This is a genomic window from Paenibacillus sp. GYB004 (genome assembly GCF_036577605.1).
Lineage (GTDB): Bacteria > Bacillota > Bacilli > Paenibacillales > NBRC-103111 > Paenibacillus_AB > Paenibacillus_AB oceani.
The window spans coordinates 210,156-224,601 of the sequence record NZ_JARBDB010000008.1; the positions used below are offsets into that span (position 1 = coordinate 210,156).

General features: G+C 56.3%; 17 protein-coding genes. All 17 read right to left on the bottom strand.

Annotation, left to right across the window (positions count from 1 at the left end):
- The 17 genes from trpC to mtrB all read right to left on the bottom strand — a co-directional run bounded on the left by trpC (window position 1) and on the right by mtrB (window position 14,434).
- Window positions 1-804 (bottom strand): indole-3-glycerol phosphate synthase TrpC, encoded by an 804-nt coding sequence (trpC, locus tag PV433_RS04935; protein WP_332071078.1) that lies wholly within the window; start codon window positions 802-804, stop codon window positions 1-3.
- Window positions 794-1,834: an anthranilate phosphoribosyltransferase gene (gene trpD / locus PV433_RS04940; protein WP_332071079.1), complete on the bottom strand. Its 1,041-nt coding sequence runs from the start codon at window positions 1,832-1,834 to the stop codon at window positions 794-796. The genes trpC and trpD overlap by 11 nt, the downstream gene beginning before the upstream one ends.
- Before the next feature lie 29 nt (window positions 1,835-1,863).
- Window positions 1,864-3,402, bottom strand: a complete 1,539-nt coding sequence (gene trpE / locus PV433_RS04945) for an anthranilate synthase component I (RefSeq protein ID WP_190925182.1) — start codon at window positions 3,400-3,402, stop codon at window positions 1,864-1,866.
- Between the two features lie 436 nt (window positions 3,403-3,838).
- Window positions 3,839-4,216 (bottom strand): chorismate mutase, encoded by a 378-nt coding sequence (aroH, locus tag PV433_RS04950; protein ID WP_190925184.1) that lies wholly within the window; start codon window positions 4,214-4,216, stop codon window positions 3,839-3,841.
- Between the two features lie 6 nt (window positions 4,217-4,222).
- Window positions 4,223-5,317 carry a 3-dehydroquinate synthase gene (aroB, locus tag PV433_RS04955; RefSeq protein WP_332071080.1) on the bottom strand — a complete coding sequence of 365 codons (1,095 nt, stop codon included), beginning with the start codon at window positions 5,315-5,317 and terminating at the stop codon, window positions 4,223-4,225.
- A gap of 1 nt (window position 5,318) precedes the next feature.
- Window positions 5,319-6,482, bottom strand: coding sequence for a chorismate synthase (gene aroC / locus PV433_RS04960; protein ID WP_332071081.1), 1,164 nt, complete (start codon window positions 6,480-6,482; stop codon window positions 5,319-5,321).
- Between the two features lie 338 nt (window positions 6,483-6,820).
- On the bottom strand, window positions 6,821-6,982 hold the full coding sequence (locus tag PV433_RS04965) for a hypothetical protein (protein ID WP_190925189.1): 162 nt from the start codon (window positions 6,980-6,982) through the stop codon (window positions 6,821-6,823).
- A gap of 57 nt (window positions 6,983-7,039) precedes the next feature.
- Window positions 7,040-7,828 (bottom strand): CheR family methyltransferase, encoded by a 789-nt coding sequence (locus tag PV433_RS04970; RefSeq protein WP_332071082.1) that lies wholly within the window; start codon window positions 7,826-7,828, stop codon window positions 7,040-7,042.
- A 135-nt stretch (window positions 7,829-7,963) separates the two neighbouring features.
- On the bottom strand, window positions 7,964-8,407 hold the full coding sequence (gene ndk / locus PV433_RS04975) for a nucleoside-diphosphate kinase (protein WP_190925193.1): 444 nt from the start codon (window positions 8,405-8,407) through the stop codon (window positions 7,964-7,966).
- A gap of 100 nt (window positions 8,408-8,507) precedes the next feature.
- The gene (locus PV433_RS04980; protein WP_332071083.1) at window positions 8,508-9,482 is read right to left on the bottom strand and encodes a polyprenyl synthetase family protein; all 975 of its coding nucleotides are present in this window, start codon (window positions 9,480-9,482) and stop codon (window positions 8,508-8,510) included.
- 4 nt (window positions 9,483-9,486) lie between these two features.
- Window positions 9,487-10,338, bottom strand: a complete 852-nt coding sequence (locus PV433_RS04985; protein WP_332071084.1) for a menaquinone biosynthetic enzyme MqnA/MqnD family protein — start codon at window positions 10,336-10,338, stop codon at window positions 9,487-9,489.
- Window positions 10,339-10,340: 2 nt separating this feature from the next.
- On the bottom strand, window positions 10,341-10,949 hold the full coding sequence (locus PV433_RS04990) for a UbiX family flavin prenyltransferase (protein WP_332071085.1): 609 nt from the start codon (window positions 10,947-10,949) through the stop codon (window positions 10,341-10,343).
- Window positions 10,943-11,818, bottom strand: a complete 876-nt coding sequence (locus tag PV433_RS04995) for a UbiA-like polyprenyltransferase (protein WP_332071086.1) — start codon at window positions 11,816-11,818, stop codon at window positions 10,943-10,945. The genes PV433_RS04990 and PV433_RS04995 overlap by 7 nt, the downstream gene beginning before the upstream one ends.
- Window positions 11,808-12,533 carry a demethylmenaquinone methyltransferase gene (locus PV433_RS05000; protein WP_332071193.1) on the bottom strand — a complete coding sequence of 242 codons (726 nt, stop codon included), beginning with the start codon at window positions 12,531-12,533 and terminating at the stop codon, window positions 11,808-11,810. Before PV433_RS05000 ends, PV433_RS04995 begins: the two co-directional genes overlap by 11 nt.
- Window positions 12,534-12,540: 7 nt before the next feature.
- Window positions 12,541-13,404: a heptaprenyl diphosphate synthase component 1 gene (locus PV433_RS05005; RefSeq protein WP_190925202.1), complete on the bottom strand. Its 864-nt coding sequence runs from the start codon at window positions 13,402-13,404 to the stop codon at window positions 12,541-12,543.
- Between the two features lie 137 nt (window positions 13,405-13,541).
- Window positions 13,542-14,075 (bottom strand): hypothetical protein, encoded by a 534-nt coding sequence (locus PV433_RS05010; RefSeq protein WP_332071087.1) that lies wholly within the window; start codon window positions 14,073-14,075, stop codon window positions 13,542-13,544.
- A gap of 119 nt (window positions 14,076-14,194) precedes the next feature.
- Window positions 14,195-14,434 (bottom strand): trp RNA-binding attenuation protein MtrB, encoded by a 240-nt coding sequence (gene mtrB / locus PV433_RS05015; protein WP_190925205.1) that lies wholly within the window; start codon window positions 14,432-14,434, stop codon window positions 14,195-14,197.
- Window positions 14,435-14,446 lie beyond the last annotated feature (12 nt).

A 14,446-nucleotide genomic window follows, 5' to 3' on the forward strand; every position in this document is an offset into this window, starting at 1 on the left:
CTATCGACCGCCTTGAACAGGCAAGCGCCCCATCAATTCGGTTACCGCGTCTTCGATAACGGGCTTGCGCATAAACGTTTCCCCTACCAAAACGGCGTGAGCGCCGATCGAGCTTAAGTAGGCGATCTCTTCCGGGGAAGCGATGCCGCTTTCGCTGACGGCCGTCTTGTCGCCCGGTATGTGCCGGATTAGCTCCTCCGTCGTATGGAGGTCGGTCACAAACGTCCGCAGATTGCGGTTATTAATCCCGATTAACGTCGCATCCAGCTCGAGCACCCGTTCCAGTTCCTCACGGTCATGCACCTCGACCAGCGTGTCGAGTCCCAGCTCGCGGGCTGTCGCCAAAAATTGTCTCATCTCGGATGTGGTCAAGATTGCCGCTATAAGCAAAATTGCATCGGCGCCAATCAGCCGCGCTTCATAGATTTGCCGGGCGTCGATCGTAAAGTCTTTGCGCAGAATCGGCACGCTGACCGCTTGCCGCACCGCGTTCAAATACTCGTTCGAGCCTTGAAAATAGTCGACGTCGGTTAACACCGATATACAGTCCGTTCCCGCCGCTTCATACGATCTGGCAATGCTCACCGGATCGAAATCGGGCCGGATCAGCCCTTTCGACGGGGACGCCTTCTTCACCTCGGCGATCAGTCCCATGCTCCGCTTCCGTCCGCTCGAGAGGGCCCGCTCGAAGCCGAGACAGGCAGGCATTGCCGCTATTTTGTTCTCCGCTTCGGCTAAAGAAAACGTTTCTTGCAGCCGCTGGACTTCGACTTTTTTGGTTGCTACGATTTTATCAAGAAACATGGCTCAGTTCTCCCGTTACTTGTGCTAGCTGCTCCAGCTTCTCCGCCGCCTTCCCGGAGTCGATGACTGCACCCGCTAATTTTACACCTTCCTGCAGCGTTGAGCAACGTCCGGTCACGTAGAAGCAGGCTCCCGCGTTGGCAAGAATAATATCCCTGCAGGCGCCGCCGGAGCCGCGGAACACGGAGCGGATAATGTCCGCATTGGCCGCCGCGTCGCCTCCGACGACGTCGCTCATCGGATACGCCTTCAACCCGAGATCGTCCGGGCTGATATCGAACGTCCGGATCGAGCCGTCCTTCAGCTCCGTCACCTTGGTCGCGGCCGATATGCTGATCTCGTCCAGCCCGTCATAGCTCGCTACGACGAGCCCCCGCTTGATTCCAAGCGAGCCGAGCACCTCGGCGATAAGCTCCGTCCGGTTGCGGTCGAAGATGCCGAGCAGCTGCCGGTCGGCCCCGGCCGGGTTGGTCAGCGGTCCGAGCAGGTTGAATACGGTCCGGATTCCGATCTCCTTACGAGGCGCAGCCGCGTGCTTCATCGAAGGATGGTGCGCCTGGGCGAACATGAAGCAGATGCCGATGCGCTCCAGACAGGATGCGGCCTCTTCCGCGGACAGCCCGATGTTGACGCCCAGCGCCTCCAGCACGTCCGCGCTGCCGCTTTTGCTCGACATCGCCCGGTTGCCGTGCTTCGCTACGCGAATGCCTCCGGCGGCCGCTACGATGGCCGATGCGGTAGAGATGTTGAACGTATCGGCTCCGTCTCCGCCCGTTCCGCACGTATCCAGCAAATTGATCCGTTCGGCTTTTACCAGATTGGCCTTGCCGCGCATCGTCTCGGCGAAGCCGCCGATTTCGTCCGCGGTCTCTCCCTTCATGCGCAGCGCCGTTACCAGACTGCTGATCTGCGAAGGCGTCGCGTCGCCCTCCATGACGAAGTTCATCGCCAGTTTGGCTTCTTCCCGCGTCAGATGCGCGCCGCTCACCACTTTGGCAATCGTCTGCTGGATCGTTTTGATTTGGTCCATGTCCGTTTCCCCCTCGAAATAATCGCAGATCAGTAATAGTCCTGATTCGTCAGTACGGCGGCCGCCGGTTTCTTTTCACCGAATATCGCTTCCGCCAGCCGGATCGCCTTGAGCATCCCCATCGCTTTGTTCACTGTTTCCTTGTACTCCATCTCCGGTACGGAATCCCAGACGATGCCGGCTCCCGCTTGGATGTACGCCTTGCCATGCTTGAAGATAAGCGTCCGGATCGTGATGCACGTATTCAGATTGCCCGAGAAGCCGAGATAGCCGATCGCCCCGGCATATGCGCCGCGCGCCTCCCGCTCGATCTCTGCGATAATCTCCATCGCACGCAGCTTCGGAGCGCCCGATACCGTTCCCGCCGGCATGCAGGATATAAAGGCGTCGAAGAAATCTTTATCTTCACGAAGCTTGCCGGACACGTTGGACACGATATGCATAACGTGAGAATACCGTTCGATCTCCATGTACATGTCGCACTTGACGGAGCCGAATTCGGCGACCCGGCCGATATCGTTGCGCCCCAGGTCGACCAACATGAGATGCTCCGCCCGTTCCTTCTCGTCGGCCAGCAGCTCCGCTTCAAGCGCCGCGTCTTCCTCCGGCGTTTTGCCTCTTGGCCGCGTTCCCGCGATCGGTCTCGTCTCCACCCGCTGTCCGTCGACCTTCACGAGCGCTTCCGGGGACGTTCCGACGATGACTTCGTCGTCCATTTTCAAATAATACATATACGGCGAAGGGTTCGTCGCACGCAGCACGCGGTACACATACAGCGGGGAAATCTCCGTCTCGATATGGAATCGCTGCGAGAGGACGACCTGGAATATATCGCCCGCCCGGATGTATTCCTTGGCCTTATCGACGTTCGCCATGTATTGTTCCTTGGTCAGATTGGAGTGCACCTCTCCCAGATCCACATCGGCCGGAATCGCATTTTGGATGGAGCGCTGGGCGATCGGCTGCTGCAGACGTTCGATCGTGGCGTCGATCTTGGAACAGGTAAGCCGGTACGCTTCGGCGATTTGCGCGTCCGTCGCGTGTTTCCCGATATGAACGTTGCCGATCACTTTCACCTGCTGCTTGAAATGGTCGAACACGATCACCTGATCGCAGAACATAAACTCGATGTCGCTCATATTCAAATCGTCATGCCGATGGGCCGGAAGCTTCTCGTAATGCTGGAGCAGATCGTATCCGAAAAATCCGATCGCGCCGCCTGTAAACGGAGGGAAATCCGGCAGCGCCGGGCTCGAATACCCGCGCAGCAGCCCTTTCAACGTCTCGAGCGGCTTGTCGTCCACGACCTGGCGAACGCCGTTCAGTTCGATCTCCATCCGGCCGTGCTTGCCTTTCACCATCAGAAACGGGTCGGTTCCGATAAACGAATATCTCGCCCACTTGACGCCGCCCTCCACGCTTTCCAGCAGGAACGCCCGCGGTTCCTCGTAAAAATGCTGAAACACCCGGATCGGCGTCTCCGTATCCGCCATCAAATTGCGTACGACCGGGATTAAGTTGTGGGTTTGGGCTAGCCGGATTACCTCATTGAGTTCTGGCGTGTACATATTCGTCATCTCTCCTTCGCCGCAGTTGGCCTGTAGCTATATGAATGCAAAAAAACCTCTACCGAAGTAGAGGTTTGAATATCGATCGGTTGGGGAACAAGCGTTTATTTCGAAAAAAACGCCAAACGAAAACCAATACAGCAATGTTTCACACCGGGACATCTTCTCCTGGCCATGAAACAACCGGCTATTCGCTTGTCGGTCCGCAGGTTCCGCGGGTAACTTCGACCGCTCCCGGTCAAACATTGCCCAGCCCACGAACATTCTCGAAACAACTGAAGCTACCGGCGGCTCCCGCCTTCGCTTCACTCGGCTGTACTCCACTCATCTCGACTAATTCCTAAACTCTACTGTTCTCGACTTGCCTTGTTCATGCTTTCCACTTACTATACAACAGATCTAAGAAGACCGTCAACCGTTTTCGAAATATAAACAATTAGGACTTGGTCGTCTCGGACAAGTCCGGACGGAGCTTTTTGGCTTCATTTAAATAAACGTGCTGGATTTCCCGCTGCGATTTGTCGGTATTCACCGATACCATCAGACGGATGCACTTCGGCAGACCGCCCGGTACGGAAATCTCCAGCGCGCACATCAGCGGCACGAGCTCCCAGCCCGGCATCTGACGGATCGCCTTGGCCGGAAAGGCCGCATCCAAATCTTGCGTAACCGTTACGAAGACGTGTGCGATATCGTCCGGCTGAATGTGGTTGTCGGCGACGATTTGACCGAGCAGCTCGATCGTCGCTTTCAGGATTTCCGCTTCCTCGTTGTGTTCCACCGTGATGGCCCCGCGTATTCCCCTAACGAACATGTCCGCTCAAGCCTCCCCTTTCAACCGCTGTACAATTTCTCTGACCCATACGGACGATACGTTTGAATTGATCTCGACCTCGCCGATTGCGGTCGGAATAATAAACACCATGGTGCCTTCCTTGAACTTCTTGTCGTGCATCAGTGCGCTCATGATCGCGTCGGTGTCCAGATGGGACGGGATGCGGACAGGCAGCCCGAGCTTGCGCAAAATGCGCTCCGTCTCCACCGCGATCGATCCCGGATTGCCGAGCTTCTCGGACAGCATCGCCGCGCCGACCATGCCGATCGCGATCGCTTCCCCGTGCAGCAGCTCGTCGTACCCGGATACCGCTTCGAGCGCATGGCCGATCGTATGGCCCAGGTTCAAGATGGCGCGAAGGCCTCCCTCCCGCTCGTCCTGCGACACAACCGTTGCTTTGACGCCGCAGCCGATGTACAAGGCATGCGCGAGCGCCTCCGAATCGAGGGCAAGCAGCTTGTCGGTATTGGCGTCGAACCATTCGACGAACTCCCGGTCCCATATAAACCCTTCCTTGACGAGCTCCGACAGCCCGGCGCGAATCTCCCGCTCCGGCAGCGTCTTCAGCGTTGCCGTATCGTACAGGACGAATTCCGGCTGATGGAAGGCGCCGATGACGTTTTTGGCCAACCTATGGTTAACCGCCACCTTGCCTCCGACACTGCTGTCGTGCGCAAGGATCGTCGTCGGAATTTGCACGAAGCGGATGCCTCGCATATAGCTTGCTGCGACGAAGCCGGCCAGATCGCCGACGACGCCCCCGCCGATCGCGATCACCGCAGAGCTGCGGTCCAGTCCGGCTTCCAGCGCTACCGTAATCATATCTTCAAGCACAGCCAGCGACTTGGACTTCTCGCCGGGCGCTACTACAGCGGTTGCGACGCGGTATCCGCCGGCTTCGAGCGAGTCTTTGACCTGTGCCAAATAAAACTTCGCCACGTTCTCGTCCGTAACGACGAGGATCGGCGACTTGGTCCCGATTTGGTGGTTGGCGAGAGTAGCGGCAAGACCGCTAATAATTCCTTCGCCGATGTAGATCGGGTACGACCGTTCTCCCAGATCAACCGTCAGCTGCTTCATATTAGTACTGCCTCACTTGCGCGAGGAAATTGTCGTAGTTGGCGCGGATCTCTTCCATCGAATCGCCGCCGAACTTCTCCATAAACGCTCTGGCTACTTCCCAGGCGACTACGCTTTCCATTATAACGCCTGCAGCCGGAACCGCGCACGTATCGGAACGTTCCACCTGAGCGGAGAACGGCTGCTTCGTATCGATATCCACGCTGCCCAAAGGCTTGTACAGCGTAGAAATCGGCTTCATTACGCCGCGGACGACGATCGGCTCGCCGGTCGTCATGCCGCCCTCGAAGCCGCCTGCACGGTTGGAGCCTCGGCGGAAGCCCGTCTCTTCATTATACAAAATCTCGTCGTGCACCTTCGATCCGCGACGCTCGGACGCTTCGAAGCCGATACCGAACTCGACGCCTTTGAACGCTTGAATCGAAACGACGGCTTGCGCGATCCGTCCGTCCAGCTTGCGGTCCCATTGGACGTGGCTGCCCAGACCGACCGGAACGCCTTCGACGATAACTTCCACGATACCGCCAAGCGTATCGCCTTCGGCCTTCGCCTGGTCGATCGCAGCGATCATCCGCTCTTCCGCTTCCTTGTCGACGACGCGAACCGGAGACTCTTCGGTGATCCGGATCAACTCGTCGATCGGCAGCTCCTGGCGGTTGACTTCGATTTCTCCGATCCGAATCACTTGTCCGGCTACCTTAATGCCGAACTGCGCCAAAAACTGGCGGGCGATCGCGCCGACAGCGACGCGAACCGTCGTTTCCCGAGCGCTGGAGCGCTCCAGAATGTTGCGAAGATCTTTCTGATTATATTTCAGGCCGCCGTTCAAGTCGGCATGTCCGGGACGCGGGCGGTTGACGCGGCGTTTGCCTTCGCTGCCCTCTTCGACGTCCTCGATGCTCATGACGGTCGTCCATGCTTTCCAATCGCGGTTCTCGACGACAAGCGCAACCGGCGCTCCGGTCGTTTTGCCGTGACGGACGCCTCCTACGATCTGTGCCGTATCTTTCTCGATTTGCATCCGTTTGCCCCGGCCGTGACCTTTCTGGCGGCGTGCGAGCTGCTCGTTGATCGGCTCCCCGGTCAGCGGCAAATTGCTTGGCAGCCCTTCCACGATCGCGGTCAGTTGCGGGCCGTGTGTTTCCCCAGCTGTCAAATATCTCATGAACGGTAATCCCCTTTCATCCTGATCCCATACATCCGAACGCTATAGCCGTGCTTTAGCGCTTTTATGTACCGAATTTCCTTTGCTAATTATAGTATAGCACCCCCGGTTTGACAAGGAAATGAGCGTGGTAAGATGACCCGGCCGGGAATGCGGACAGAAGCGACGGAAGCGACGGAAGAAAAACCGTCCGCTAAGTGCCCGACGCTCTTAATCGTTTCCTTCCCGCCTATAAGCAGGGCAAGGCTTACCACTTAGCAAAGTTAAATGGTTTAACGACAAAAAGCGCGCCCCGCGCGGGGCGCACTTGATCCGTACGATTCGAAAAGGAACTTCCGTCAGCCGTTGACGGGCTGCGGATAGATCCGGGACTTGTCTGCCGGCAGCGGATCGTTCATAATACCCAGAACCTGCACCGAGTCGATGCCGAGTATTTGCGCGCACTCCTGGATCGTTATAAAGCCGCGCCGATATGCCGTAATGACCTTCCGTTTATCCATTAGGGGCAAACCTCCTGATCGAAAGTACAGGTTTAGTATAGGAATATATGGAAGCGGTTATACATGGGCCGCTTTTTTCCGGTATATAAACGTATCGGCCGGCTCGAACTCGTATTGGCCCGGCGAGAAAATCTGCTCGGTGCTGCCGACGAACAAGAGTCCGCCCGGCTTGAGCGCCCGGCTGAACTTATGGTACAGCATATGTTTCGCTTCCTCGGTAAAATAAATCATCACATTACGGCAGACGATCAGATCGAACTGCGTGTCGAACGGATCGTGCAGCAAATTTTGCTTCGAATACCGGATATGCTTCTTTAACGAATCCGAGACCGAGAACGTCATATCTTTCTGTGTAAAATATTTCTTCACATACGCCGGAGGCACATCGCGAAGCGACCGGTCCGGATAGACGCCCCGCCTTGCCTTCTCCAGCGCCCCTTCATCAATATCCGTCGCCACGAGCTGCGACGATTCGAGCAGGCCCAGCTCCGACATGATCATCGCCAGCGTATACGGCTCCTCCCCCGTGGAGCAGGCGGCGCTCCAGCATTTCAGCCGGCGGGACCCGCGGGCAAGCTCGGGCAGAAACCGGCTTTCTAGGATTTCCCAGCGGTTCGGATTGCGCCAAAATTCGGATACGTTGATCGTCATCCGGTCGAGAAATTCGTAATACAGCTCCTTATCTTTCGCCATCGCATCGAAAAAGGAGGCAAACGACGCAAACCCCTTCTTCGTATACAACGTGGTTAGCCGGCGTTTCATCTGTGCTTCCTTGTACTGGGACAAGTCGATCGCCGAGTAATCTTTCACTTTTTTAATAAACAACGCGAAGTCTTTGTCTTCCACCTGTGTCTCCCCACCTATCCCTATGTACGAAAAGCTTCTAAACGAAGCCGTTTCCGCGATGAAACGCAAAAATCCCGTATGCTACTATAGTTCCATAGCATACGGGATTTTCCTGCCGAATGACGTCGAAAAATATCAAATCCATGTTTGTATCGTCTTCGTATAATCGAGCAGCTCCTGCGGCTCGAAGAAGATGTTGATCTCGCGGACGGCGTTCTCCGGCGAGTCGGAGCCGTGAATGATGTTGCGGTTCGTATGTACGGCGAAATCTCCCCGGATCGTTCCGGTTCCCGCCTCAAGCGTATTCGTCTTGCCCATCATGATCCGGGACAGCGCGATCACTTGATCGCCCTGCCATACCATGGCGAACACGGGGCCGGACGTGATGAAGTTCATCAAATCGTCATAGTAAGGGCGGCCGTGATGCTCCGCGTAATGCGCAGCCGCTTTTTCCTTGGACACCATCATCAGCTTGCTGGCGATGAGCGTAAACCCTCTGCGCTCGAAGCGGCCCACAATCTCGCCGATCAGCCCGCGCTGTACGCCGTCCGGTTTAATCATCAGAAACGTTCTTTCCATATCCATTCCCTCCACTCGGCTCCATTGTATCAACCATTGTCGGTTGATTTTCCGCAATCCATACGTTGATATGCCTTGCTCCCTAACCGGCAGCGGTTCCTCAATAAGAACGGTTGCCGATAAAATGGGCGATCTGAACCAGGTCGCGCTTGGCGCGAATATCCGGCAAGCCGGACAAAGCCGCTATCGCCCTGTCAATATAATTCGAAGATAGCCTGTCGGCTTCCCCGATGTATGTACCGCTGCGGATGATGCGCAAAAAGGCCGTAACGTCCGTCTGGCCGTCGACAAGACGGATCCGTTCGATCTCGGCCAGCAACTCGCTTCGGATCGCCGGGTCGCGCAGCGCGCATAATACCGGAAGCGTGATGTTGCCTTGCCGGATATCGCTTCCCGGAGGCTTGCCGAGCTCCTTCTCCGTCCCTGTCAGGTCGAGGATGTCGTCGCGGATCTGAAAGGCCATCCCGGCATTGTAACCGAACGCATACATGCTGTCGCAAACATCGTCCGAAGCTTCCGAAGCGACCGCCCCGAGCTGGCAGCTGATCGCGATCAGGAGCGCCGTCTTGCGCTTGATGCGGAGCAAATAATTGCGCAGCGTCTGGTCGGTCCGGAAAAAGTAGCGGATCTGCTCCATCTCCCCGATGCTCAGCTCCACAAGCGCCTTCGACAAGATCCGGTGGATGCGGGGATCGGACAGCTGCGTTGCGACCGTAAGCGCCTTGGCGAAAATGTAATCGCCGGTATACATCGCAACCCGGTTGTCCCACTTGGACTTTACAGTCAACTGGCCGCGCCTCGTATTCGCATCGTCGATCACATCGTCATGCACAAGCGAGGCCATATGGATCAGCTCCAGCGGCACCGCGATATGCTTCAGTCTCTGCAGATCGTACTTGCCGAACTGGCCGGCAAGCAGGACGAAAACCGGACGAATCCGTTTCCCTCCCGCTTTCAGCAGATGCAGCGACGTTTCCTTAAGCATCGCGTGGTCCGAATAAACGCTGCTTTCCAGCTCACGCTCGACGTAAGCGATATCTTTTTTCATTCTGGCGTAAATATCCAATAGTTTCATCAAGTCACCTAGTTACAGAATTATCAGTCCAGATACGGAGCGGCGCGTCCTCGGATAGCAGCCCCTGTTCTGCGGCATACCGGAAATACAAGCTCAGCCCCCGCCGCTGATCCGGGCCGAAATCGTGGCTTAGATTGCGGAAATAGCCGCGCCAGTACTCGAGCGTCCCGCCGATCTCGGCCTGCGCCTTCCTTACAATCGGTTCGGGATCTTGGAGTCCTGCCGCTTTGCTTCTCAGGAAGGACTCGTGCACGTCGGCCACCAGCTCCGGATAAGCTTCGATCGTCTGCTTGCGGACGGCCCATACGGCGAACGTCATCCATTCCCCGGTATACCGTTTCCACAGTCCGCCCAGATCGGACACTTCGTACGGATGATCGGACCAGCTCGCCCGGATCGCGTCGTCGCCGATCAGAAGCGCCGCATCCGCATGTTTCATCATTGTATCCAAAGACGGAGCGGCATACACGTAATGGGGCGTGACTCCCACAAAGCGGTGCAGCACAATTTTAAGCAAATTAACGGTCGTAGCGGACGTTGTGGGCAGCATGACCATGCAGCCGTCCAGCTCTTCGAGCGGCTTCTTATGAAACAGCAGCAGCGAATTAACGTTGCCGAGCGCGCTTACCGACAGCTCCGGGTACAGCTCGTAGCGCTCATGCGATTCGGCATAGGCAAACGAAGAAATCGCCCCCATATCGACTTCTCCGGCCAGCATCGCCCGGTTCAGCCCGGTCGGCACCTGCTCGATCCATTCCAGTCTGGAGCCGAACCGCTCGTGCGGGAAATAATGATAAATGGGCCACACGTTCGTATAGTTGATCTTCCCGATGCGTATCCGTGATTCATGGTGCATAGTCAAGCATCTCCCCATCGTCGGAACATCTCGTTGTCGATTCCCATACTATCCATCACTTTGCCGACCATAAAATCGACCAGCTCGTCCATCGACAACGGCTTATGGTAAAAGGCCGGCATGGCCGGAACGATCCGTACTCCCATACGCGCCAGCTTCAGCATATTTTCCAGATGAATCGCGTGAAGCGGCGTCTCCCTCGGGACGATCACGAGCCTCCGCCCCTCCTTCAGCATAACGTCGGCGGCCCGTTCCAGCAAATTACCCGAGGCGCCTTGCGACAAGCCCGACAACGTTCCCATGCTGCACGGGACGATCGCCATGCCGGCGGTACGGAACGATCCGCTGGCGATCGAGGCGCCGATATCAGCGATCGGATAATAACGCGGTTTGAACGCGAAACGGCCGAACTTCTCTTCTAGCGTCGCCTGCCGGTGAGATGTGTCCCAGCCCAGCTCCTCCCGCAGCACCCTCCAGCCCGCCTCGGTAATGACGAGATGAACCGGCAGCCCGCGCTCCAGAAGCGCTTCGCACAGCCTGACTCCGTAGACGGCGCCGCTCGCCCCGGTAATGCCGACCACCCATCCTTCGCGGCTTACGCTTTCTACCATAAGTAGCGCACCACCACGTCAAGGAATGTGAAACAAAACACAACCACGCTCAAAACTCCGTTCATCGTAAAGAACGCCGTATTCAACTTGGACAAGTCGTTAGGCGATACGATGAAATGTTCATAAAACATAATAGCGTAAGAGATGATCAGTCCGGCGAAATACCACCAGCTTAAATCCGTTATCAGAAAAAGGCTCATCAGTCCGGCAGCGGTGATCAGATGAAACGCTCTTGCGATCATTAACGCTCGTCCGATCCCGAACCGGCTCGGGATGGAGTGCAGCCCTTCGTTGCGGTCGTAGTCGGCATCCTGGCAAGCATAAATCACATCGAAGCCGGCCGTCCAGAATGCGACGCTGATATACAGCACCATTGCGGACAAATCGATCGTTCCGGTTACCGCAACCCAACCGCCTAGCGGCGCAAGGGCGATCGTAAGACCGAGGATGACGTGGCAAAGCCAGGTAAACCGTTTCGTGTACGAATAAATAACGGTCATGAAGACGGCGAGCGGCAGCAGCTTCATCGCCAGAGCGCTCAAGTTGGCCGTCGCCCAAAACAGCAGGACGAACGAAATGATGATAAAGAGCAATACTTCTCCGACCGACAGCAGCCCGGCCGGAATCGCCCGGTTCGACGTGCGCGGATTTTTCAGGTCGATCGCCTTGTCGATCAGCCGGTTCAGCCCCATGGCGGCGCTGCGCGCACCGACCATCGCGACGATAATCCAGCCGATCTGAGCCCACGACGGCAAATGGCCGTATTCCACAACCGAGCCGAGTACGGCGCCCATAAAAGCAAACGGGAGGGCGAATATCGTATGCTCGAACTTGATCATTTCCAGAAAGACTTTCGTCTTATTCCACATCGGACGTTCCCTCCCGCTTGACGCCGATATGCAAAGCCGCGACTCCGAGGAAAAACGGTTTGACGCGAATATCGTCCAGCCCGATCTTTCGGAATATGCCGGCAAGCTGGTAGTAATCCGGAAAATGCACGAGCGATTCCGGCAGCCATTTGTACTGCTCGTACTTTTTGGCAATCAGCTTGCCGATCAGCGGCATCACTTTCTGGAAGTAAAAATAATAAATCGACTTAAACGGCTGCCAGGTCGGCTTGGACAGCTCAAGCGAGACGACCAGTCCGCCCGGTTTCACGACACGGCGCATCTCCCGCAGCACTTGTTCCAAATCCGGCACGTTCCGCAGCGCGAAGCCGATCGTGGCATAATCGAACGTATTGTCATCGAAGGGCAGCTCCATCGCATTGCCGTGGACGAGCTCAATCTGATCGTCCCGCTTCAGGCTTGCGATTTTGCGTTCGCCGAAATCGAGCATATTCTTGCTGAAGTCCAGCCCCACGATCCGACCCGACCCGCTGGCCTCCGCCAGGTCTACCGTCCAGTCGCACGTTCCGCAGCATACGTCGAGCGCGGTCTGCCCGGGTCTGACGTCCATCTGCTTCATCGTATACTTGCGCCAAGCCTTGTGCCGCCTGAAACTAATCAGATCGTTCATCAGATCGTACTTGGGAGCGATGCTTTCAAATACGGAATGGACGAACTGCTCTTTGCTAGTCTTCATCTCCACCTCACACTTCCTCCAATACCCTCGGTGCTGTCAATGCTCTGGCAAACGGCTCCCCGATCTGATACAGCTCGCCGACCAGCTTCTCCGAATCAAATTGCCGGATCTTGTCCGACAACAGCTTGAACTGCGTCTCCAGCATCTGGAACAGCGTTGCCTTGACGTTGTATTTATGCAGAAGCGAGCGCAGCTTGCCCGGATCGGTATCGCCGTTCTGCAGCTGCTTCCGCTCTTCCTTCGTCCCGATCTGAAGCAAATGCCAAAACGCCCATCCGCAGCGGAAATCCCGTTCCCGCTCGATGCGGCCCAGTTCGTTAAGCAGCACTTCACATTGGGTGTAACCGTGGAGCATATCGTGCCAGCTATTAGGCTTCAGACCTTCAAGCGCCTTGGAAAACGTCAAATACAGCTGCATGCGGATGTCGACGGAAAAACGCATATACTCGTCCGTCGTCATCTTCCACTGGCGCATCCGGCTGTACAAATTCATCTTCAGCCGGTTCACCTCGCAGATCGCAGCCGCGATCCCCCTTGTCATCTCCACCTGGCCGGCCTGCGACAACAGATGATAAAACCGGCTGCTGAAGTAATCGCCGGCAAGCACCTTCATCTGTCTGGAACGAGCTTCTTTTTTCTCTTTGCGTTCGTTCGTTTCGCTGACCAGATCGTGCGTATCGAGTCCGAGCTGAGCCAGCGATACGACGATCGAGTACAGCTCGCTTTGATCCGCGTAAGACGATTGTTTACGGAGAAACGTATACAAAAGCTGGGTGCGAAAATTAGGGAATTCGGGCAGCTCCGTATGATCCCGGATCATATCGTAATCGGTGTAAGGTTTCGTCGCATCCGCAATCGAGTAAATGTTCATACAAGCCTCCGTACCGCCGACAAGCGTCAATGTGCGTTCATCCTAGAAATCTAAACCATTATATCATAACCCGGCGCACCACGCACATTCTATATGATGCAAATTACGGCAAGGTCCGCAGCCGCAGCCGGCCTCCGCTAATGCTGAAGCCGGTCCATCCATCTGTGGGTGTACGTCAGGTTAAAGCTCGAGACGATATATTGCTCTTTCGTCCCTTTCAGACGGCCGCCGGCGGCAGCTCCGTCCGCATCCGACCGTTTGGCGTCCATAGCCATCAGCAGTTGGGGGACGCCCTTGGCTTGGGACGGGTGCTCCATCAGGCGGACGAGCATCCGCTTTACATTTTTCGTTCCGGCAAATCCCGCCTGCGACAAAACATACAAATCGTCATATACGATCTCGGATTTCATTCCATCCGGACCGGATCTCAGATCCACCGACAAAATCGAGTCGCTCCATTCGACATGGGCGATATCCAGTTGAAGCGGCAGCTTGACGAGCAGATCGACCAGGTTGCGGTCGCTCAGCATAACGGCCGACTCCGGGCGAAATACGGGCGTGTCCGCCGCCCCTCCTGCAAGCGATCCGTCAAGCTTCGGCACGATGGACAGCAAAGCGGCGATACCAATCGATACGAACGCGACGACGAGAATCCGGTAAACCGACTTCAAGGCACATCCCTCCCGCAGGGGCTCTACCCTGTACATTCGGTGCATTTACACCCCTATCTCATTGTACAAAAGAAAAAGGCAGGCTATGCCTGCCTTTTGAAGCCTTATTCGAGGTCGCGCTACTCGTCCGTTTCGACCGTGCCGTATCGGGTCATGACGACCGCTTTTCCGCGGATTTTGACGGCGGACGTATGCTCCGTGAACTGGGCGATCATCACTTCGCCTTTATCCAGCTTCTCCGTATGATGGAACCGTGTATCGTGTCCCCGTGTAAGCCCGATCACATGAACCCCGTTTTCTTTCGCCTTGATGACGAAGTAGTCGCCTTGAATCGTCCCGTTTTCTTTGTCCTGGGCCATTCGGAATGTTCC